This window comes from Gemmatimonadota bacterium (assembly GCA_009838845.1).
In the GTDB taxonomy this organism is placed as follows: Bacteria; Latescibacterota; UBA2968; order UBA2968; family UBA2968; genus VXRD01.
Map to the genome: position 1 here is coordinate 24,971 of VXRD01000143.1, position 21,497 is coordinate 46,467.

Annotated in this window: 21 protein-coding genes and 1 pseudogene; 13 read left to right on the plus strand and 9 right to left on the minus strand. The window is 51.7% G+C overall.

Features of this window, described 5'->3' with window-relative positions:
* Window positions 1–12 precede the first annotated feature (12 nt).
* The 11 genes and pseudogenes from trpS (at window position 13) to F4Y39_20260 (ending at window position 11,885) form a co-directional block, all read left to right on the plus strand.
* Window positions 13–1,080 (plus strand): tryptophan--tRNA ligase, encoded by a 1,068-nt coding sequence (trpS, locus tag F4Y39_20210; protein ID MYC16056.1) that lies wholly within the window; start codon window positions 13–15, stop codon window positions 1,078–1,080.
* Window positions 1,077–1,871, plus strand: coding sequence for a segregation/condensation protein A (locus F4Y39_20215; GenBank protein MYC16057.1), 795 nt, complete (start codon window positions 1,077–1,079; stop codon window positions 1,869–1,871). Before trpS ends, F4Y39_20215 begins: the two co-directional genes overlap by 4 nt.
* A complete protein-coding gene (scpB, locus tag F4Y39_20220; protein MYC16058.1) occupies window positions 1,864–2,604 on the plus strand; it encodes an SMC-Scp complex subunit ScpB in 741 nt (246 codons plus the stop codon). Before F4Y39_20215 ends, scpB begins: the two co-directional genes overlap by 8 nt.
* Window positions 2,498–3,256, plus strand: coding sequence for an rRNA pseudouridine synthase (locus F4Y39_20225; GenBank protein ID MYC16059.1), 759 nt, complete (start codon window positions 2,498–2,500; stop codon window positions 3,254–3,256). Before scpB ends, F4Y39_20225 begins: the two co-directional genes overlap by 107 nt.
* A gap of 22 nt (window positions 3,257–3,278) precedes the next feature.
* Window positions 3,279–3,947: a (d)CMP kinase gene (locus F4Y39_20230; GenBank protein MYC16060.1), complete on the plus strand. Its 669-nt coding sequence runs from the start codon at window positions 3,279–3,281 to the stop codon at window positions 3,945–3,947.
* An 11-nt stretch (window positions 3,948–3,958) separates the two neighbouring features.
* Window positions 3,959–4,612 carry a 1-acyl-sn-glycerol-3-phosphate acyltransferase gene (locus F4Y39_20235; protein ID MYC16061.1) on the plus strand — a complete coding sequence of 218 codons (654 nt, stop codon included), beginning with the start codon at window positions 3,959–3,961 and terminating at the stop codon, window positions 4,610–4,612.
* Between the two features lie 92 nt (window positions 4,613–4,704).
* Window positions 4,705–6,321, plus strand: a pseudogene (locus F4Y39_20240) (30S ribosomal protein S1).
* A gap of 435 nt (window positions 6,322–6,756) precedes the next feature.
* Window positions 6,757–8,112, plus strand: a complete 1,356-nt coding sequence (gene mtaB / locus F4Y39_20245) for a tRNA (N(6)-L-threonylcarbamoyladenosine(37)-C(2))-methylthiotransferase MtaB (GenBank protein ID MYC16062.1) — start codon at window positions 6,757–6,759, stop codon at window positions 8,110–8,112.
* A gap of 145 nt (window positions 8,113–8,257) precedes the next feature.
* Window positions 8,258–8,824: a hypothetical protein gene (locus F4Y39_20250; protein ID MYC16063.1), complete on the plus strand. Its 567-nt coding sequence runs from the start codon at window positions 8,258–8,260 to the stop codon at window positions 8,822–8,824.
* Window positions 8,825–8,869: 45 nt separating this feature from the next.
* Window positions 8,870–11,470 (plus strand): DNA mismatch repair protein MutS, encoded by a 2,601-nt coding sequence (gene mutS, locus F4Y39_20255; protein MYC16064.1) that lies wholly within the window; start codon window positions 8,870–8,872, stop codon window positions 11,468–11,470.
* 16 nt (window positions 11,471–11,486) lie between these two features.
* Window positions 11,487–11,885, plus strand: coding sequence for a hypothetical protein (locus F4Y39_20260; GenBank protein MYC16065.1), 399 nt, complete (start codon window positions 11,487–11,489; stop codon window positions 11,883–11,885).
* Between the two features lie 276 nt (window positions 11,886–12,161).
* On the opposite strand, the gene F4Y39_20265 is transcribed toward F4Y39_20260, so the two are convergent.
* From F4Y39_20265 to F4Y39_20280, 4 genes are all read right to left on the minus strand, one after another.
* On the minus strand, window positions 12,162–12,500 hold the full coding sequence (locus F4Y39_20265; GenBank protein ID MYC16066.1) for a hypothetical protein: 339 nt from the start codon (window positions 12,498–12,500) through the stop codon (window positions 12,162–12,164).
* On the minus strand, window positions 12,501–12,770 hold the full coding sequence (locus tag F4Y39_20270; GenBank protein MYC16067.1) for a DUF433 domain-containing protein: 270 nt from the start codon (window positions 12,768–12,770) through the stop codon (window positions 12,501–12,503).
* Between the two features lie 94 nt (window positions 12,771–12,864).
* Window positions 12,865–13,710 carry a hypothetical protein gene (locus F4Y39_20275; protein ID MYC16068.1) on the minus strand — a complete coding sequence of 282 codons (846 nt, stop codon included), beginning with the start codon at window positions 13,708–13,710 and terminating at the stop codon, window positions 12,865–12,867.
* Window positions 13,711–13,751: 41 nt separating this feature from the next.
* Window positions 13,752–14,213 carry a GNAT family N-acetyltransferase gene (locus F4Y39_20280; protein ID MYC16069.1) on the minus strand — a complete coding sequence of 154 codons (462 nt, stop codon included), beginning with the start codon at window positions 14,211–14,213 and terminating at the stop codon, window positions 13,752–13,754.
* Between the two features lie 318 nt (window positions 14,214–14,531).
* Here F4Y39_20280 and F4Y39_20285 point away from each other — a divergent pair, with 318 nt between their 5' ends.
* Window positions 14,532–15,293, plus strand: a complete 762-nt coding sequence (locus tag F4Y39_20285; protein MYC16070.1) for a sugar phosphate isomerase/epimerase — start codon at window positions 14,532–14,534, stop codon at window positions 15,291–15,293.
* 19 nt (window positions 15,294–15,312) lie between these two features.
* Complete coding sequence (locus tag F4Y39_20290) at window positions 15,313–15,996, plus strand: methyltransferase (GenBank protein ID MYC16071.1); 684 nt, start codon at window positions 15,313–15,315, stop codon at window positions 15,994–15,996.
* Here F4Y39_20290 and F4Y39_20295 read toward each other — a convergent pair.
* The 5 genes from F4Y39_20295 to F4Y39_20315 form a co-directional block, all read right to left on the minus strand.
* Complete coding sequence (locus tag F4Y39_20295) at window positions 15,993–16,883, minus strand: hypothetical protein (GenBank protein MYC16072.1); 891 nt, start codon at window positions 16,881–16,883, stop codon at window positions 15,993–15,995. The genes F4Y39_20290 and F4Y39_20295 overlap by 4 nt on opposite strands.
* Window positions 16,880–17,887, minus strand: coding sequence for a hypothetical protein (locus F4Y39_20300; GenBank protein ID MYC16073.1), 1,008 nt, complete (start codon window positions 17,885–17,887; stop codon window positions 16,880–16,882). The genes F4Y39_20295 and F4Y39_20300 overlap by 4 nt, the downstream gene beginning before the upstream one ends.
* Window positions 17,888–17,930: 43 nt before the next feature.
* Window positions 17,931–18,929 carry a homocysteine S-methyltransferase family protein gene (locus tag F4Y39_20305; protein MYC16074.1) on the minus strand — a complete coding sequence of 333 codons (999 nt, stop codon included), beginning with the start codon at window positions 18,927–18,929 and terminating at the stop codon, window positions 17,931–17,933.
* Window positions 18,926–20,521 carry a DUF4445 domain-containing protein gene (locus tag F4Y39_20310; GenBank protein MYC16075.1) on the minus strand — a complete coding sequence of 532 codons (1,596 nt, stop codon included), beginning with the start codon at window positions 20,519–20,521 and terminating at the stop codon, window positions 18,926–18,928. Before F4Y39_20310 ends, F4Y39_20305 begins: the two co-directional genes overlap by 4 nt.
* A 325-nt stretch (window positions 20,522–20,846) precedes the next feature.
* Window positions 20,847–21,491 carry a cobalamin-binding protein gene (locus tag F4Y39_20315; GenBank protein MYC16076.1) on the minus strand — a complete coding sequence of 215 codons (645 nt, stop codon included), beginning with the start codon at window positions 21,489–21,491 and terminating at the stop codon, window positions 20,847–20,849.
* Between the last annotated feature and the right edge of the window lie 6 nt (window positions 21,492–21,497).

A 21,497-nucleotide genomic window follows, 5' to 3' on the forward strand; every position in this document is an offset into this window, starting at 1 on the left:
AAGCGGGGACTGATGGAAAAAAAGCGAATTTTGACAGGTGATCGGCCCACGGGGCGTTTGCATCTCGGGCACTATGTTGGGTCTTTGAAAAATCGCGTGGCCTTGCAAGATGATTACGAGAGCTATTTTTTAGTGGCCGACCTGCACATGTTGACCACGCAGCCCCAAAAAGAATACATCGATGCACTGCGTGAAAATATCTATGAGATGGTATTGGATTATTTGGCTGTGGGTATAGATCCCCAAAAATCGACCATTTATTTGCAATCGGCCATTCACGCTGTGTACGAGATGAATCTATTTTTTGAGATGCTCGTGACATTGCCTCGCGTGGCGCGGTTGCCCAGTGTGAAAGATATGGCACGTGCGGCGAATATGACCGATGAAGCTATTCCATTTGGTCTGATTGGGTATCCAGTACTTCAAAGTGCCGATATTTTGATGCCGCGCGCACATGTTGTGCCAGTGGGGAAAGACAATGAGGCGCACGTTGAAGTGACGCGGGAAATTGCGCGTCGGTTCAACGCGTATTACGGCGATGTATTTCCCATTCCCGAACTTCTCATGGGCGATGTGCCTACCCTGGTGGGTACCGATGGACAGGCAAAGATGAGCAAAAGTCTCGACAATGCGATTTTTTTATCTGATGATGAAAAGACAGTAGAAAAAAAAGTGCGCGGTATGTACACAGACCCCAGGCGCGTTCGCGCGGATATTCCGGGAACTGTCGAAGGCAATCCCGTATTTATGTATCACGATGCATTTAATCCCAATGTCGCTGAAGTCAATGATCTCAAAACCCGCTATCGCCAGGGTCGCGTGGGCGATGTCGAAGTGAAAGATAAATTGGCACGTGCGCTCAATGTGTTTCTCGCACCTATCCGCCAGCGCCGAGCACATTTTGCGGCGCAGTCGGGTTATGTCGAGCAAGTGATTTACGAAGGCACGCTCAAAACCCAAGCACTTGCAAACGAAACGCTTTTGGCTATGAAAAAGGCGATGGGTTTTGCCGGCGTATGGAATCGAATTTCTCGCAAAGCGCGAGATAGAATGAAAAAACAAGAGAAGGAGGCGCGATGATTGCATCCAATTTGACAGCTCAGTTCGATCCGGATGCCGCGCCTTATGGCGTGAAGCTCGATTTGTTTGAAGGCCCGCTGGATCTGTTGCTCTTTCTCATCCAAAAAAACGAGATCGATATCTACGATATTCCCATCGCTGATATTACGCGGCAATTTTTAGAATATGTCGAGATCATCCAGCGATTAAACTTAGAGGTCGCTGGCGATTTTGTCGTGATGGCCGCCACATTGATGCGCATCAAATCGCGCATGTTATTGCCCTCTGATCCAGAAGCCGAGGAGGAAGAAGGAGATCCTCGCGAAGAATTGGTGCGCCGCTTGTTGGAATACCAGCAGTTCAGAGAAGTCGCCGCGTGGATGGACGATCAGCAAACGGAATACCGCGATGTTTTCTATCGGGGTGCTTCGATGGATCTGGAAGATATTCGGAAGCAAGAAGTCGGGGAATTTCGTCCCGTGAGCCTGTTCGAATTGCTTCGCGCCTTTAAGCAAGCGATGGATGCGGCGCCAAAAGCCGATTTTCACGAGGTGACACGGGTTGATGTGACCACAGAGGAGCGCGCCGAATACGTGCTTGATGTACTCGAGCGACGGCATCAGGTTCCATTTAGCGATCTGATTGCCAGTACATATCGCACTGTTGTTGTTGTGACATTTATCGCGTTACTGGAATTGATGAAAGAAGGGAAAGTCCGCGTTCAACAGGCCGATATCGATGGAGAACTCTGGGTTTATCGCCGCGATGCTTTAGACACGGCGTCTTTCGAGGAGGACATAAACGATGTCTGAGAGAGATGACGCACGCGTCGCCAATCTGGCTACCGATGAAGATGCACGCAACAAAGGCGTTGTTGAAGCGTTGTTGATTGCAGCCGATGATCCTCTGGGAGCATCGCATCTGTCATCGGTTTTGGGACAGCATACTGGCGCAAAAGAAATTCGCGCTTATGTCAATGATCTCAATGAAGAATACGCACAGACGGGTCGCAGTTTCAGGGTTGTCGAAGTCGCGGGGGGCTTTCAGTTGGCTGTACACAGCGAATTTGCGCCATGGATTCGGCAACTGATGCGCGAGAGAGTCGCGCCCCGGCTTTCTCAAGCTTCCCTGGAAACGCTCGCTATTCTGGCTTTTAAACAGCCGGTTACCAAAGCCGAAGTCGAGCATATTCGCGGTGTGTCTGTCGATGGCGTTTTGCGGCAATTGATGGAAAAGGGCCTGATCCGCATTTCCGGGCGGTCAGACGCGCCCGGGCGGCCTCTGTTATACGGAACGACACGCGATTTTTTGAAGCATTTTGGCCTTAAGACCCTGTCTGATCTGCCCCGGATTCGCGAGTTGGAAGAGTTGCTTCGAGAAGAAGAACAACGGGTGGCCGAAGGCAAAGACAGCCCGTTATCGGGCGTGATCAATACCGATGGGGAAAGCGAACAGGATACCCATGACAGAGCGCCTGAACCGGTTTCTGGCCCGCGCGGGGGTAGCTTCGCGGCGGGCGAGCGATCGGTTGATCCAAACGGGTAGCGTTAAAATAAATGGCGCTGTTGTGACACATCCGGGCACGCGATTAAACCCGCATAGCGATCGCGTATGTGTCAATGGGCGGGCGATCCAATCGGTTGATCGACAAACTTATATTTTATTTCACAAACCCCCGGGATATCTGGTATCGGCGCGCGATCCGCATCATGCCCAAACAATTTACAAATTGTTGCGCGGCATTGATGCTCGGGTTTTTCCCGCCGGACGGCTCGATCTGGATACGCGAGGGGTTTTGTTGTTGATGGATGACGGCGATCTGGCATTTCGATTGACCCATCCGCGATATGGCGTAAAAAAAGTCTATCGCGCATGGGTGCGCGGGCATCCCAGCGAGGCGGTATTGACAGCATTGAGAGAGGGAATAAAGCTCAATGATGGGATTTCGGCTCCCGCACATATTCGCGTGATGCGCGCAAGAGGTGGGGATACAGAATTAGAATTGGTGCTTCAAGAGGGACGAAAAAGACAGGTGAAGCGGATGTGCGAGGCGGCAGGACATCGGGTGCAGTCTTTGACACGCACGCATTTTGCCGGACTCACAACGCGACATCTCGATCCAGGCCAATGGCGGCATCTGACACAAGCGGAAGTAAAAAGGCTTCGGGAAATGGTCGGGCTGTACCATGAACAATGAGTAATGTATGCGCGAAAATGGCATTGTTATTGCGATTGATGGCCCGGCAGGTGCTGGCAAGAGTACAACTGCACGGCTCGTTGCAGATCAAATGGAGTACCTGTATCTGGATACCGGGGCGATGTATCGCGCCGTGGGGCTGGCGGTCCTGCAACAGGGTGTTGATCCCGATGATGCCGATGGCGTAACCGCGGTGTGTCGTGCGCTCGATCTCGCATTTGAGATGCGAGATGGGCAGTTGCAAACCCTGCTCAATGGGAAAAATATATCCGATGCAATTCGCTCATCTGAAATTTCGCAGGCTGCGTCTCGCGTAGCTGTCCATTCAGGGGTGCGCGATGTGCTCGTTGCATTACAGCGGGCCATGGGACGGAATGGGGGTATTGTTTTAGAAGGTCGTGACACTGGTACCGCTATTTTTCCAGATGCGGAATTGAAAATTTTTCTTGTTGCCGATCCCGCCGAACGCGCGCGGCGACGACTCAGAGACTTGCAAAAAAGGGGCGAATCTGCTGTGTTTGAGTCGTTGTTGGACGAGATTCGCATTCGGGATATCCGCGACCGGCAAACGCAGTTGCAACGCGGCGCATGGCCCGCGCCCGATGCCGTGTGTATAGATACCACAGAATTGTCAATCTCAGAACAAGTGGATCGGATTGTTGCTCTTGCCCACAGGCAAAATAGGGCGTGAATGATAAATGGATGATATCGATGACTTTTTATCGCTTTTGCTGGTGGCTGGCCTACGGGCTGGCCGTTGTTCTCTTTCGGTTACGGGTCGAAGGGCGGCGTCACATACCCCAGTCGGGTGCGTTAATTTTGGCTTCTAACCATTGTTCTAACGTCGATCCCGTTATTATTGGAGTTGCGGCAGGCCGCGAACTTTGGTATCTTGCTAAGGCTGAACTCTTTCCTATTCCGTTGCTGGGAAAGTTGATTCACAAGTTACACGCGATGCCCGTTGACAGAAGTCGTGGAGACCGCAGCGCATTTTTGGCCTGGACAAAAATTTTGCAGGACGGTAATCCCGTGCTCATTTTTCCAGAAGGCACGCGCAATAAGCGTCCCGAATTTCTGCGCCCTCGACCAGGGGTTGGCATGCTGGTTTATCGCACTCAGGCACCTGTGATACCCGTATATATTTCGGGCACAGTCAATATCTGGAAAACGATGGTTGGGCTGGATCGGTTGCAGGTGCGATTTGGCAAGCCCATTTTGGGTTGTCCAGAACAATTGCCCGACAGGCGTCGCGACGCCTATAATTTTGTCACTCAGGACGTGATGCGTCATCTCGCTGTTCTGAAGCGGATGCGGCGGAAAGCCGGCACGGTCGCACCCGCTTCCCACAATGGTTAACCATAAGGTGTCGGCACGGTTTGATCGACGTTGTTCGTCGTTCTTTTTTTATTATTTTGCGCGATTTTTTAGCGCGAAAGGAAATATTTGGTATGGCCGTTAATACCCTTAAACCCACCCCTGAAGAAGCCCTGGCCGCGCTGGATGAAAGCGAATATAGCGAGGCAGAATTTAATGAAATGATGGAACTCTACGAAGAGACGTTAGAGACCATTAAGCAGGGCGAGATTGTTGTGGGTACTGTAAGGTCCATCCACGATGGAATCGTGGTGGTAGATATCGGTTTCAAGTCTGAAGGCGCGATTCCCCTCTCTGAGTTTGGCGACCCGCCAGCTATAGAGGAAGGCGATGAAATCGAGGTTTTTTTGGAGAGCATTGAAGATCAAGAAGGCCAGGTGGTACTGTCCAAGACCAAAGCTGACTTTATGCGGGTGTGGGATCGCATTAAGGACGCATATGATAGCGATCAGATTGTAGAGGGTCGTTTGATGCGGCGAATCAAGGGGGGCATTGTGGTGGATCTTTTCGGCGTCGATGCTTTCTTGCCCGGCTCCCAAATTGACATCAAACAGGTCAAAAATTTTGATCAATTTCTCGGCAATGTGTACCCGTTCCGGATTATAAAACTCAACAAAAACCGCCGAAATATTGTCATTTCTCGTCGCGTTGTTCTCGAAGAAGAACGTTCCAGGCTACGCAAACAGATTCTCGCCACATTGGAAGTGGGACAAGTGCGTCAGGGATCGGTCAAAAATATCACCGACTTTGGTGCGTTTATCGATCTGGGAGGTTTAGACGGGTTGTTGCACATTACGGATATTGCCTGGGGCAGGGTTGGGCATCCATCAGAAGTCTTGTCCATTGGCGAAGAAGTAGAAGTCAAGGTGCTCAATTACGATGAGAAGCGCGAGCGCATTTCTCTGGGTATGAAGCAATTACAAGACCATCCCTGGAAAGATGTCGAGGAAAAATATCCGGTTGATAACAAGGTGATAGGCAAGGTTGTCAGCATTACGGATTACGGAGCTTTTGTCGAGTTGGAACAGGGTGTCGAAGGGTTGGTACACATTTCTGAAATGTCGTGGACACAGCATATTCGCCATCCTTCCAAGCTGGTCTCCATCGGCGATGAAGTTGAGGTTATGGTCCTGCGCGTTGACCAGGAAGGGCAAAAAATTTCTCTGGGCCTCAAGCAAGTGCAGCCCGATCCCTGGGAAGATCTCGACCAAAAATATCCCTCAGGTACACCTCTTCGAGGCATTGTACGCAATTTGACTAATTTTGGAGCTTTTGTCGAAATCGAAGAGGGGATCGACGGGTTGGTGCATATTTCCGATATGTCCTGGACCAAGCGCATTCGCCATCCGAGCGAGGTGATCAAAAAAGGCCAGGAACTGGATGTTATTGTGCTCAATATCGACAAAGAGCGCCGGCGCATTTCGCTGGGGCACAAACAGACTATTGAAAATCCCTGGGCGAAATTGGCTGTTACCTATGCGGTGGGCAATGCCGTAGAGGGTAATATTTCTCGCATTCTCGAACGCGGGGTGGTCGTTGACCTCGAAGGCCATGTCGAGGGATTTGTGCCGATCTCCCAACTGGGTATTGACGACCTTCAACGTCCCGATGAATATTTCGAGGAAGGCGATGAGATGCCGCTGAAAGTCGTGGAGTTTGACGAAGACCAAAAGAAAATTGTGTTGAGCGTGCGAGAGCGTTTGCGCGATGCCGACCAAGATGAAATCGACACTTTTCTGGCGGCACATCCTCGACGTGAAGGCGCTGAAGTAGCAGTGGAAGATGAAGTAGCCGAAGAAGAAGTCGAGGTAGAAGCTGAGGCTGAAGCAGAAGTTGAAGATAATGTGGAAGCTGAAGCTGAAGTAGCAGTGGAAGATGAGACAGAGGATGAAGAGGAAGAGGCCGTGGAAGCCGAAGTAGAGGTGGAAGTGGAAGATGTAGTGGAAGTTGAAACCGAAGCAGAAACCGAAACAGCCGAGGCAGAAGTAGAAGCAGAAGCAGAAACGGAAGCGAAGGATGAGTCACAGAGTAGCAAAGAGGAATAAGATTGCTCAGATCTTTCTGGCGGTTGCAAAGCGTTGGGGCATATCGCCTCAACGCTTTGTTTTTGCAAATGGCTGATTTTTATGCGAGATCAAAAGACAGTTGCGTTTTATACGCTGGGTTGTAAGCTCAATACCTATGACACGCAGTGGTATGCCGAGCAGTTTGTGGCGCGGGGTTATCGCGAGGTGCCATTTGGCGAGTTGGCTGATGTTACTGTGGTCAATACATGCACTGTGACCGGACAGGGGGACGCGCAGTCGCGCAAGGCATTGCGCAGAGCACATCGGATTTCGCCCACAGGTACCGTGGTTGCGGTGGGGTGTTATGCACAAACCGATCCAGATGCCCTATCTGCAATGCCCGAAGTCGATCTGGTGGTAGGAACAGCAGAGCGGACGCAACTTCTGGATCTGGTAAATAATACCTGCTCTTTGGGGCGCACGTTTGTGACGCGCAGTCGCGCGGCTGATTTCCAGGATATGGATATTTACAATTTTGGCGGGCGCGCTCGGGCTTTTGTCAAAATTCAGGAAGGATGCAATGAATTTTGCTCATTTTGCATTATTCCGTTTGCGCGAGGGCGCAGTCGCAGTCGCACGCTTGAGAGTACCGTATTGCAGGTCGAGAAATTGGTATCAGCGGGCTATCGAGAGGTGGTGCTGACGGGGGTGCATATTGGCGATTACGGCGTGGATTTAGAGGCGCGCGATTTGTTGCAGGTGTTGGAGGCTATTGAGGGGATCAAAGGATTGGAGCGCTTTCGCGTGAGTTCTATTGAAGCCACTTTTGTGACCGATGCCATGATTGACTTCTTTGCGTCGAGCCAGAAATTTTGCAGACATTTGCACATTCCATTGCAAAGCGGTGATAATGGTGTGTTGAAGGCAATGCGCCGCCCCTATACGCGGGAGCAGTATATCGCGCTGATTGAAAAACTCGCGGATCGGATTCCCGATGTGGGCATTGGCGGCGATGTGATGGTGGGTTTTCCCGGTGAGTCAGATGAGGCATTTCAAAATACGCGCGATTTGATTGCCAATCATCCCATGACGTATTTGCATGTATTTCCGTATTCGCCGCGCGGCAAAACGCCTGCAGCGCGCATGACAAATCAGGTTGATCCTCAGGTGAAAAAGCAACGCGGCGCAATACTTCGCGAATTGGGGCAGCAAAAGGTGGCGGCATTTCAAGCGCGGTTTATTGGGCGCACATTGCCCGTGCTTTTTGAAAACCGCCGCAATGGACAGTTTTTACAGGGGTTGACCGATAATTATATCCGGGTGGTTGCGCCCGCTCCAGATGCCGCGTGTGAAGAGATTGTAGATGTGCGCTTGCAGCGGGTTGAAGACGATGTGGTCGTCGGAGAATTGGCGGGTTTCGAGCGCGAAATATTACAGCATCACGCGCGGGAATTATTACAGGTGCAAAGTGCATAAACAGCGAGATCTGGACAGAAAAGGCCGATTCCGAAAGGAATTGGTCTTTTTTTTTCCGAAATTCTGAGTATATTCCCGAAGAGAAAGAATTTTTGCGTTTTTTACAGGCGATTATCGCGCTGTATTAGAAAATAAAGGAGTGAGTATGTCTTTTGACACAGGTGATTATGGCGGTGTTTTTTCGGAATTGATTTCCGAAAAGCGATTGAACCCACTGGATGGCGGCGAAGAGAATACCGCAGCGAAAAGCGCGCTCGACGCGCTGGCTGTGCAGTCTGCATTTGCTGGCAAAACAGTGGTGGATGAAGATATGGCACAGGCCTGTATTTCTGGTATGTGGCTGTATCACAACTTTTTAGATGCGTCTCACACCATCAGCCAGAGCATTCATACGGCGACAGGAAGTTATTGGCACGGTATCATGCATCGCCGCGAACCCGATTTTTCCAATTCAAAATACTGGTTTGGGAAAGTGGGCAACCACCCCATTTTTGACGATTTGTGCAAGGCTGCGGCTCGCATTTCTGGTGGTGTTTCCGGTGCGCCAGAATTTTTGACGACGCAAGCACATTGGGATGCGTTTGCCTATGTTGATCTGTGTGCAGATGCTCTGGAGGGACGTTCTGCACACGACGTGCTTTGCCGCGAGATCCAATTGTGCGAGTGGGAATTGTTATTTGATTATTCGTATCGAAAAGCGGTTGGGGAATGAGAAGCTTTTAGAGGATTTGGGATGGCGACGCAATTGACACCGGCAATGGAACAGTACGCGCATTTTAAGGAGCAACATCCGGATGCGATTTTGCTGTTTCGGATGGGCGATTTTTACGAGACATTTTACGACGATGCCGTTGTTGCATCTCAGCTTTTGGGATTGACATTGACATCGCGCAACAATGGGCGTGCAGACCGCATTCCGCTGGCAGGTGTACCTCATCACGCGCTGGATACCTATCTCGCAAGGCTCATCAGAGCAGGAAAAAAGGTGGCGATTTGCGAGCAGATGGAGCCGCCACAAAAAGGCAAGAAAGTGGTGCGCCGCGAGGTGGTGCAGGTCGTGTCGCCGGGAACGGTAATGTCCGATGATTTGCTCGATCAAAAGCGCAATAATTATCTCGTGGGCATTTTTGTTTCCGGCGATCAATTGGGCATGGCAACAGCGGATTTGTCAACGGGCATGTTCAAGGCATCGGAACGCGCGGCAGATGATTTGTGGGAGATATTGGAGCGCGTGGCTCCCGCAGAGGTGCTGGCGCCCGAAGCGTGGGTCAATGACAATGAGGCCGAGTTTGCAGCGCGGATGCCGGGTGCATTGCTCACGCATATAGAAGATTGGCATTTTGGACAGCATTATGCGTACGATGCACTGAGGGAGCATTTCAAAGTGGCATCTCTCAAGGGCTTTGGATGCGATGATCTCACCGTTGGGATATGCGCCGCGGGCGGGGTGCTGTGTTATTTGCGCGAAAATCAAAAGGGAGCCGTATCCCATATTACGCGACTGGCGCGCGAACACACCGAGTCGGTGATGGAATTGGATCTGGTGACACAGCGCAATCTGGAACTGGTTACAACCATTCAAGAGGGGCGGCGCGAGGGTACGTTGTTTGGGGTTTTAGATCAGACGTGTACGCCGCAGGGCGCGCGGACACTGCGCACATGGCTATCACAACCGCTTGTGGATGTTGGTCGCATTGATGCGCGCTTAGATGCAGTACAAGAATTTGTCGAATCTGCGGCACATCGGGACGAAGCGCGAGAGGCGTTGCGCCACATTGGAGACATGGAGCGGTTGATGTCCCGAATTTGTTGCAATCGGGCCAATCCACGTGAGCTTGTGGCTCTCCAGCGGTCTCTGGAAGCAGTTGTTCCACTGCGAGAAACCCTGTGTGAGTTTCGTGCGGATTTGCTGGTGCGGGCGCGGGATCAGGGCATGCCGGATCTGACGGAGTTGATTGATTTGATTGCCCACACGCTTGAAGACGATCCACCTGCACAGATCAGCGATGGCGGATATATTAGAACCGGCTATCACAAGGAACTGGACGAGTTACGGGAAATCGCATCGGGCGGGCGCGATTGGGTTGCCAACTTGCAGGCAGAGGAACGCGAGAAAACGGGTATTGCGTCGTTGAAGGTGGGGTATAACAAGGCATTTGGATATTATATTGAGGTCACCAAGGCCAATCAGGATAAGGTGCCCGCGTATTTTGTGCGCAAGCAAACGCTGGTCAATGCCGAGCGGTATATCACGCCGGAGTTGAAGGATTGGGAGGCGAAAATTTTGGGCGCAGATGAGCGGGCCAGGGATCTCGAGCGCGATTTGTTTGCCGCGTTGCGAGAAGAGGTAGCCGGTTGGGTGGAGCCCGTGCAGCGCACGGCGCTATCCGTGGCCACCGTAGATGTGTTGAGCACGCTGGCCGAGGTGGCGTTCTCCAATGATTATGTGCGTCCCCAGGTGGATAATAGCGTGCGTATTGATGTGAAGGATGGGCGACATCCCGCGGTTGAGCAGTTGCTTCCGGGCGGGCAGTTTGTGCCCAATGATCTGACGATTGACGGCGAGAAAGATCAAATTTTGCTGATTACTGGCCCAAATATGTCGGGGAAATCGACGATTTTGCGCCAGACCGGGTTGATTGCGCTTTTGGCGCAGGTCGGCAGTTTTGTGCCAGCGCGCGAGGCGCGTATTGGGGTGGTGGATCGCATTTTTACACGGGTGGGCGCATCCGATAATCTGGCGCGGGGCGAGAGTACGTTTTTGGTGGAGATGAATGAGGCGGCGAATATTTTGAATAATGCGACGCCGAAGAGTCTGGTGCTTTTGGACGAGATTGGACGTGGGACGAGTACGTTTGATGGGTTGAGCATTGCCTGGGCTATGACGGAGTATTTGCACAATGCCGAACAGATTCAGCCGCGGACGTTGTTTGCGACGCATTATCACGAGTTGACAGAGTTGGAGGATTTGCTGCCGCGGGTGGTGAATTACAGCGTTGCTGTGCGCGAGGCGGGCGATACCATCGCGTTTTTACACAAGTTGGTGCCGGGCGGGTGCGACCACAGCTACGGCATTGAGGTGGCGCGTCTGGCCGGGATGCCGGCAGAGATGATTGCGCGGGCAAAGGAGATTTTGAACCGCCTGGAGCAAAACGATCTGTCGGTGGGGTCAAAGCCCCAACCTGATCGCGTGAAGGAGAATGGGCAGATGCCGCTGTTTGCGCCAGCAGCAGAAGTGAGGGTTGAGCGGGAAGATCACCCGCTGCTTTCTGAGTTGCGCGATTTAGACATCGCCCATCTCACGCCGGTTGAGGCACTGGTGAAATTGGATGCGTGGAAGCGTGCGTTGGAAGAATGAGTTGGAGATAAATAAAATGGCAACTGTTGATTTGAGGACGGAGGCAAAACAGATTCTCGATAAGCTCTCCGATGAGAGTTTGGAGGTGGTAATCAGTTTGCTGAGTTCTCTCAAAAATCGAGAGTGTCCCAAACGGACTGACCTGTTGTCGATCTATCCGTGGGTTCAGTATCTGTCCGATGTGGAATGCGACGAATTTTTCGAGGATCTCTCCGATGCCGCAAAGGACAATGGTACAGGTGTTGATGAAGTGGTCAACGCCTGGCGAGAGACCGCAGAAATCCTATCTGACCGCGAAACGATGACCGACATTGCCGAATCGGAAAAACAACTCGCAAATAGTGAGGGGATATCTTGGGGCAGGGTGAAGGAACGTCTCAATATCAGATCATTTGAAAGGTCGGCTCAAGGATAAGCGCTGCGTGTTGGTGATTTCCGAGTGATCTATCGCCTCGATACAGCAGGACATCAAGTCGTTGTTGAGAATGTCGGGCATCGTCGAGAAATTTATTAAAAAACCGTAATACAAAAAAAGCCGATTAATATCGGTTTTTTTGTGGCTCGACTATTCACTACTGATCCCGTGTTCTTCGAGCCAGATTTTGATTGGTGGGCGACTGGTCAGCTTTGGCGGAACACGGAGGGTGCGATTCGCGGGGCCGCCAGAAGGGTTGGCATGAGTGGCACTGCTTCACTGATGCCGTATCTGAATTGTCCAAATTCCGGACGGCAAACTATCCCAAGCCATAACGCTACTGGCGACAAATTCGGCTTTCACTGAATCTGGCACATCGCTGTGAATACGAAACAAGATGACGCCGTGAGGGGCGGACATACCGTCACGATGCACAAGGTCTCCAAAGTCCTTATCATACGTTATCAGCGTACGTCTTTCCCGCGTTGCCAATTCCAGCAGGTTAGGATCTGCTTCGCCCCGGTCCGTTTCCTTCGTCCATCGCACATCTTGGCCTGCAGCACGTAGCCGGACAACGACCTGCTCCGATATATTTTCGTCGGCAAGTATTCTCATCTACCGTTTGCCATCCATAATCGCATCAATATCCTCCCAGGTCACATTGGACAGCTTTGCACCAGTGGCTGCGTACTTCCGACAGGCTCGGATATCCTCCGGGGTGATGTGCGAGTACATACGAATGATATCGGCTTCGCTGCGCCCCCCGTCCAGCAATTCCATGATCAGTTCCACCGAAATCCGAGTGCCTTTTATTGTTGGTTTCCCGGCCAGTATCAACGGATCAGTGACAATGCGATCCTGCCAGATTGGATTCTTATTTATCATAGCGTGCCTCCTCGTGACAAAGACAGTATATTCAGTTCTGCATGTTTTGTCAACGCGCTGTCTTCATTCTCCTGCTCACCACCTGTGCCGTTGACTATTCACTACTGATCCCGTGTTCGTCGAGCCAGGTTTTGAGGGGCGCATCTTCGAGGGTGGGGGAGGTGTAGCCGCGACCGCCGGAGTAGCTGACGCCGAGGAGTTGTTTTTGGATGGGTGTGCAGCGATCGAGGTAGTGTTCTACCTGCATGTCGTCGCGGGGGCGAAGCCAGCGATAAGAGTAGCCGTAGAAGAGTACGCGTCGGGGTTCTTTCCAGTAGTTGGTACTGGCTGAGTGCCATAAGCGACGGTCAAAAAATACGGCTGATCCGGGGGGCACGAGCACCGGGATAGCGTCTTTGTGCGGTGCCTGGCGATCATCTCCGGGAAATGTATTTTGCGTTTGGCTTTTGGGAAGGACGTAGAAATTGCCGCGGCCAGGTTCAGTCGTGTCGGTGAGAAAAAAACCGATTTTGAGAGAGATCATGGGACGCGGGTTCATGTCAAAATCCTGATTGATGCGACCACTATCCTGATGGAAGCCGAGACCGGGTCCGTCTTTTTCGAGTGTTTTGTGCGGTTCTGTAGGGGGGGTCACGGTCATGTGGGTGTGGTAGAGCTGGATGTGCCAGCCCAGGATGCCCCACACTTTGGGAAATGTTTTGTACCAGTCGAGCAAGGGCAAAAAGCGGTCGTCCTTGCCTATGAAGTCGTAGTGGTTGATGCGCGCTGTGGTACTTTTGCCCATCCGAGCGCGTTCTTCTTTATCTACGCGATCTACTGCGACGACGAGATCGCTGACCATGTCGGGTGGCAGGGCAGCTGGAACAATGAAATAGCCATCTCGTTTGAATTTGCGCGCCTCTTCTTCTGTCAGACAATAATCGAGACATTTGGGGTGCATTGTATATGGCTCCTTTTGAGATTGAGGCGAAAGACGTAATCTCACGTCTTTGTTTTACAGCGTCGCGTCAGTACATACCGGTCTTCTGCGGCGCGATAATAACCTTTCACAAAGTTTTTCTCGCTAAATCCCCATTTTTCGTACAGGGAAATAGCACTTTCATTTTCGGGATCTACTGTTAAAAAACAATCCACACCGATTTGATCGCAGGCGGCTAAAATCGCGTCGAACAAAGCGGAACCAATGCCTTTGCCGCGAAAGGGATGATCCACAAATACTTTGTGCAAACAATACAGTCTGTCCGTTCTCGTGGGAAATGCCAGCACAGCACCGATCAGTTTTTCGCGCTCCCAGGCACAAAATACCAGTGCGTGCTCCGTCCACAATCGCCAGACGTGTTCGCCATCGGGAATATACTCAGAATTCCGGTTTTGTGCCCATGCTTCGCGATCCAATTTTGCGATTTCCAGAAAATCTCGCCTCTCGGCAGGCTGAATATGCATCTCGAATATCCCTGTGATAGAGGATTGTACCTGTGTAGATATGGCGAAATGTTTGATGTGCGTCAAGTTATTTTGTATGTCTTATGAGAGATACTTCAAAGGCATTGACATTCTCAGTGCAAGTCCTATCTTCAGATGCGGTCGGCGACTACAAGTTCATCCACTTTCAGCTTTTGGCCCTTTGTTTTGCCGACCGATAGCGGCTGAGAGCTAAGAAGCTGTTTTAAAAATCCCGGTGTGTTCTCAGGCCGACGCTTTTGCAGCCGTGCTGAGGCTGCTGGGGGTTTTAAGACAACTTCTAAGAATTGGGAGATAAAAATGAAGTTGGGTATTGTCACGTATCAAATCGCCGCGGACTGGGATGTTGCCACTATTATTGAAACCTGTGCAAAACTCGGTTATGGCGGTGCCGAACTGCGTACCACGCATGCTCACGGCGTTGAATCAGATCTTTCGGCGGGGCAACGGCAGGATATCCGCAAACAATTTGAAGATGGCGGTGTCGAAATCGCGGGTTTGGGTTCGGCATTTGAATATCATTCGGATGATCCCGGTGTTGTGCGCGAAAATATTGATGGCACGATTGAGTACGCCAGACTCGCCGCCGACCTGGGTTGCCCGGGCGTTAAGGTGCGGCCCAATGGCCTGCAAACCGACAAAGGTATTTCGGTGGATCAAACACTCGAACAAATTGGCAAATCTGTGCGTGAATGCGCGATTGCTGCTGCTGATCTGGGGGTGCAAATCCGGGTGGAAGTACACGGGCGAGAAACGCAAAAACCCGCGTATATGCGCACGATTATGGATTGGGCAGATCACGACAATGCAAAGATATGCTGGAACTCGAATTTGGGCGAAGTTGAAGACGGCTCTATCAAAGCCAATTTTGACCTGCTCAAACACAAGATCGGTCTGGTACACATCACCGAATTGTGCAATCCGGACTATCCCTGGCGCGAACTCTTTTCTCTCCTAAATGCCGAAGGCTATGCGGGATATACGCTGGCCGAAATCCCCGGCAGTACAGATGCCGAGCGTCTGCTGCGATATTACAAGGCGTTGTGGGAAGCGTATCAGTAGATAGGCTCCGTCCCTTCTGATGAGCGTACAAAAAGAAATTTACGCCCTCAAACGCGAACTCGCCGGGCGCTATCAACTCGGCGAAGAACACCACAATATTTGTGGGCGTAAAATAGGTGTGACGTGTGTTGAAGATGCCGAAGCACTCTTTGACAAACTGGGAATGGCTGATCCCGATAGCTTTGAGGTGCGGGACGAACGCCTGCCTTATTGGGCAACGCTTTGGGATTCTGCGCTTGTTTTATCCGATGTTCTGCTCGCGGATAATCTGATCGCGCCGGGCGAATCCGTGCTTGAACTCGGCTGTGGATTGGGCCTTGTCTCATCTATTGCCTGTCTCAAACGCGCGCGTGTCACGGCCACGGATTACCAGCCCGATGCACTCAAGTTTGCGCAACTCAACGGGTTGCAAATTGCGGGCATTGTTCCCAGGACAATGCTCATCGACTGGCGTTCTCCACCGCAAGATCAACACTATGCCACCTTGTTGGGTGCAGATCTCGTGTACGAACCGCGTTTTTTCGATCCTCTTATCGCCACATTCGACGCCCTTCTCGCACCGGGAGGGCGCGTTTTATTTTCTGAACCCAATCGCATCTTAGGCAGACCTTTTTTTGATCGTTTATGCAATGCGGGCTGGGCGTTTTCCACTATAACCGAGCGGGAAGGGGCGACAGTGTATGAGATTGTGAGAGGTGATTAGAACACATCCAATGCCGCTGCTTCGATCTCTTTTCGCAATGCTTTCTCTTCTTCTTTGTCGAGCGGACGTGTAGGCTTGACGGGATCGCCGCACTCGATTCCCTGCCAGCGCAATACGGCGCGTACGCTGCCGTGTCCACTGTATTTTTGACAAATCCGAATTAGTTCATTCACGTCTGACTGCAATGTGCGTGCCGTGTCCAAATCGCGTTTGTTCACCGCTTCGTAAATGCCCACAAAATGCGCGGGCATCACATTGTAAAACGTGCCAATACCTCCCTGAGCACCTACCGCAATGCCCGATAGGGCCACTTCGTCATGTCCGTTAAAAATATGCGGTTTATGCGGTCCGTTGAGTATGCGTTCCATTAAGAACAGGTTGAAATTTGTGAACTTAATGCCCACTACGCCTTCGAGTGCGAGCATCTGGTTGATTTGTTCAAACGAATACTCCTGATGCGTGACCACGGGGATGTAATACACAAAGACCGGCAAGTTTGCCGCTGAACTCAGCGCGCTGTAATACGCCAGTATGTCGTCAAAACGATATCCCTGGACATAAGGCGGCAAACTCGAAATGCCATCGGCTCCTGCATTTGCTGCGTGTTTGGCGAGTTCAACGGCATCGCGTTCGGAGGGGGTGCCAACGTGTACTACGACTCGTCCATGTCCTTTTGATGCTTTGACGGCAATTTCTGTGGCCAACTTGCGCTCGGCCATTGTCATCAAATAGCCTTCGCCCGTATTGCCCGCCACATACACGCCGTGTGATCCCTGTTCGTAAATCCGCGCCATGAGTTTTTCATAGGCCGAGGTGCTGAATGCACCTTTCCCATCCCTGGGGCTGACCAGTGCGGGATACATGCCCTTAAAACCGTCGATTATCACAGGGCACCTCCGGTCTTTTCGTAAAGTTCGCGGGATAGCGATTCGATTTCTGTGCGTTCAACCAGTGTCTCTAAGAGATGTTGCGGCAAACCCGCTGTGCCGTGATACAAACCGCTCAGGGTACCGGCAATGGCAGCAAATGTATCGACATCTCCACCCGTGAGTAGCGCGCGCTCAACTGTGGGGATAAATTCTCCTTCTGAGCGCAAGAATGCCTCTAAAGCCACGACAATTGTGGCCTGGGCTTCGCTTGGAATGGCCTTTTCTCGCGCAGCTTCGGGCATCTTTACCATGGCTGCCCACGCATCTTCCTCGTTCATTGTCAGCAATGTCCCCACCTGTGCGATCAACTCGCCTGTGGATTCGCAAATCGGTCTGGCCGACCACTCGGCTACGTCCAGCACCTCACTTCCGTCCAGCGGGCGATGTGTTACGAGATGCCCCACCACATGGGCCATTGCGACTGCAGGTGCAACCGCGCGTGGGTCCTGGTGCGTCACATGGCTCGCTGCAATTGCATCGTCCAGGATATTTTCACCGGTTGCCCAGTGCCACAAGCCCACTGGCGCGATTTTCATGACCGCCCCGTTGGAGGGGTGGTTTTTCGATGCGGCTTCGGACCACGCCAGGCCCTGATCGAGACGTTCCAGGGTCTCCTTAAAAGCCCTGCCATACATTTGCAGGAGTCCCTCGCGCCACATCGCCAAAAATCGATTGCTCAGGTCTTCGGGATCGACCTTTTCACACGCTATAATTGACTCAACGAGGACGAGGGTCTGCTGGGTATCGTCTGTATATTCTCCAGCCGGTCGGGTCAGCACGCCTTCCCGATTGATTCGCCCTCGATAGTGGTCTGTCAATCCCTCTACTGCTTTGATCCGATCCCGGTCCCATCCCTCACAAAAACAGCCCAGAGAATCGCCTATTGCGCCGCCCAGTAGAGCACCTACAAACATATCTTCGACCTCGATGTCCTCTATTTCGTCGTCCCAATAATCAGCCATAATTCAAACCTCAAGTTTAATCGGTGAAAAAATACAAGAGCCTCTATTGTGCATCTACGATATTGCGAAATGCTCGAATGTGATCGGGCGTTGTGCCGCAACATCCGCCTATCAAGAATCCACCGGCGTCCAACAAGTCTTCGACGTGTTGCGCCATGTCTTCTGGTCCTTGCGAATACGATGCCTGTTTGGTGACTTTGTCCAGGGAGGGTAAGCCCGCATTGGGATAGGCCATCAAGCGCTTGTTTTCAATGCCGCGATCCCCAAGTGCTTTTTGCATCTGCACTGTGCCCTCAATTGCATAGGGCATGCCCGTGTGGTCTGTATTGCGCGTTTCTGCGCCACAGTTCAAGCCCAGGAGTTGCACATCGCCGAGTAGATTATCGCCGTCTGAAAATTCGCCACTTGCCAAAATGTCCAGTAGGTCGCTGGGTGAAACCCCCCAGTCCGTGCGATAGATCAATTCGCCCGTTTTGCGATCCTTTGTGAATTTATACGTCATATTCACGGCGATGGGCAAGCCCGTTTGTCGCGCAATGTCAACGGCGATTGCCGCTTCTTTGGCGGAAAACTGCGTTTCTATGACAAAAAAATCGACGCCGCCTTTGACCATGGCAGAGATCACGCGCTCGTGGGCCGATCGCACATCTACATTGGGGATGCCAAAAACCGTATCGCCGGCATCGGCTTCGATAGCACCGGGGGAGGGACCGATGGAGCCACCCACATAAACATCCTTCCCGCTTTCTTCAACGGCTTGCCGGGCGTGTTGGACAGCTAATTCTGTCAGGTGCTCGGCATCATCCTCATCGGCGTCGGCCATCTCGAGATGCAGGGGGGATACCACAAATGTGTTTGTGCCAATGGCATTTGCACCCGCATCGATATACGCGCGATGCACTGCTACAACCTCTTTGGGATGCGATAGACTGGCGATGGAACTGTTTGCCAGATTTACCCCGTGTGCAAATAATTGAGACCCAAATCCGCCGTCATACACCATTGGCTGGTCATCTGCGAGGCGTTCTGCAAAAGACTTCATACTGTCATCCTCTTAAATTGACACCCTTCGACAAATACATCAAAAAAATCTGGCTTTGTCTCCAGTTCCACATGCTCAATCCGCTTCACAAGGCGTTCTAAGCTATCGCGTCGTTTCCGCGAGAGCAATACTTCTCTCGCGCCCAATATCGCGGCATTTCCCACCTTTTCGATGCGTTCTTGTGGCACGGGTGCGAGAAAACCGATGTCAATCGCATTTTGCACATTGACGTAATTGGCAAATCCGCCAGATAGATAAAGTCGATGGATCTGGTCGGGTGTGATGCCAAATTCGCGCATGACAAGTAACTGCCCACAGTAATTTGCGGCCTTGGCCTGAGCCAGATTGCTCGCATCTTCGCGCGATAGCGCAATGCCGTGTTCGGGCACTACAATCATTTCATATTGCTTGCGGTCGGCAAATACGCCCTTTTCTGTCATCAAATCATGCCGCCGAAGTTCGGCCAACAAATCGATCAGTCCAGAGCCGCACAACCCCTGGGGGGCGCCGTTGCCGATTACGCGGTAATTGAACTGGCCATTTTCCCACGCCATGGATTCGATCGCCCCATCTTGTCCGGGCATGCCACAGGCGATACCGCCGCCTTCAAATGCGGGTCCCGCCGGACAAGAAGCTGCCACCAACCTGTCTCGGTTGCCCACTACGACTTCGGTATTGGTGCCCACATCGACGAGCATGAATATCTCGTCTTGAGCGCCCATTTCTACGGCCAGCATATCCGCTGCGACATCGCCGCCCACATGGCTTGCAATAAGGGGCATGCCATATACCCGCGCTTTGGGATTTGCCCGAATGCCCAACCGCCTGCTGCTTTCATAAAGGGCGGTTGTTTTTCGCTCTCCGGCCAGATATTCGTGTTCTATTTGAGATTTATAGGGCTTTTGTCCAATACTCTGCACATCGAGCCTGAAAAACATATCTCTCATGGTGGCATTGCCAGCGACGACAATTTCGTAAATTTCTTGTCGCTCAAAATCCAATTTTTCACATAGTACGAGAATTTCGTGGTTGATCGCATTTACCAGTGCCTTCCACAGCTCATTTGGATATTCGCCATCATAGGAAATGCGATACATGATATCGCTGCCGCCAAAACGCTGGGGATTTTCATAAGATGCAATCGCAATACTCTCACCAGATTCCAGATCTACGAGATCCATCACAATTGTCGTGGTGCCCACATCAATTGCCAGCCCATAGATGTGTCCCCGAAAGCGATCGATGTCTTCTCCGTCGTAGAATACCCGATCGCCACGGCGTGTTACCACGGGATCACGATCAATTTCCTTTTCCTGGCTCAAGGTCAAAATTTGAGGTTCGCGGCGCAGGGGCACAAATTCAACTTCTGCATCTAAATCTACGACTTCGGCCTGACAGGCCAGTCGGTAATTATCTTTTAAGAAGGCTTCAGCTTCGGTTTTGGGGCACAGGCTCTCTTCACCTTTTGCAATTTCTACCACGCATTCATGGCATATCCCCGATCGAAAACACGACGTTGGAACCTGAACGGCCAGATCGTCGGCATAATCAAATATCGTCTTTCGCGCTTCGAGTTGTTGCACCTTGCCCATGTGTGTAATTGTGCCCGTTCCCTTTTTTCGGCGACGACTTTTTTGGGCTTTGAGCGCGGTCTTCATCTCACGATAGGCATCTGGCTCTGTTTCCCAGGCCGTGCGATAGTCGAGGTTATCGTTGCTGGCACATTGAAAAAGCGCCCGGTTGGGCGCTGGTTTTCGCTGGAATTTACAGCCAAATTTGGCGGTGCACTCGTTGTCCTTGTTTTTGTAGGGACAGCGCATTTGCGCCTGTTCGTCGGCATGCTGGACAATATCTGAAAAAATTTCAGACATGCGGTCCAGCCGCTTTTGATAGGCTTCTCGATCTATTTTTTCACGCTCACTCATTCTCCTCCTCCCACTCCTTCAACAATTGTACAGCCAGTTCCACGCAGTCCAGGGCGTTTTCACCATATCCATCCGCCCCCATGTCGTCGGCAAATTCCTGTGTCACAGGGGCACCGCCCACCATGATTTTCACATCGTCTCGCAAGTCTTCGTCGATAAATGCTTCAATTGTCTTGCCCATATTCGGCATTGTCGTGGTCAACAGTGCGGACATGCCGAGCAATTTGGCTTCGTGTTCTTCCACGGCATCCATAAATTCGTCTTCGGATGTATCCACGCCGAGGTCGTGTACGACAAACCCGGCACCGCGCAACATCATGATACACAAATTTTTGCCAATATCGTGCAAATCGCCTTTTACCGTGCCCATAATGACCGTGCCTACCGGCTCGACGCCCGAGGCTGACAAGATGGGTTCAATATGCGCCATTCCAGCTTTCATTGCCCGGGCGCACGCGAGGACTTCGGGTACAAAAATAAAATTTTCTCGAAATTTAATTCCCACAATGCCCATGCCGGCGATCAACCCATCGTCCATAATTTCCAGCGCACCTACGCCTGCATTTAGGGCTTCGCGCGTCAATTGATCGACATCGTGGTGCGCGCCATCGATCAATGAAGCGGCAATCGCCTGCATCTCGGG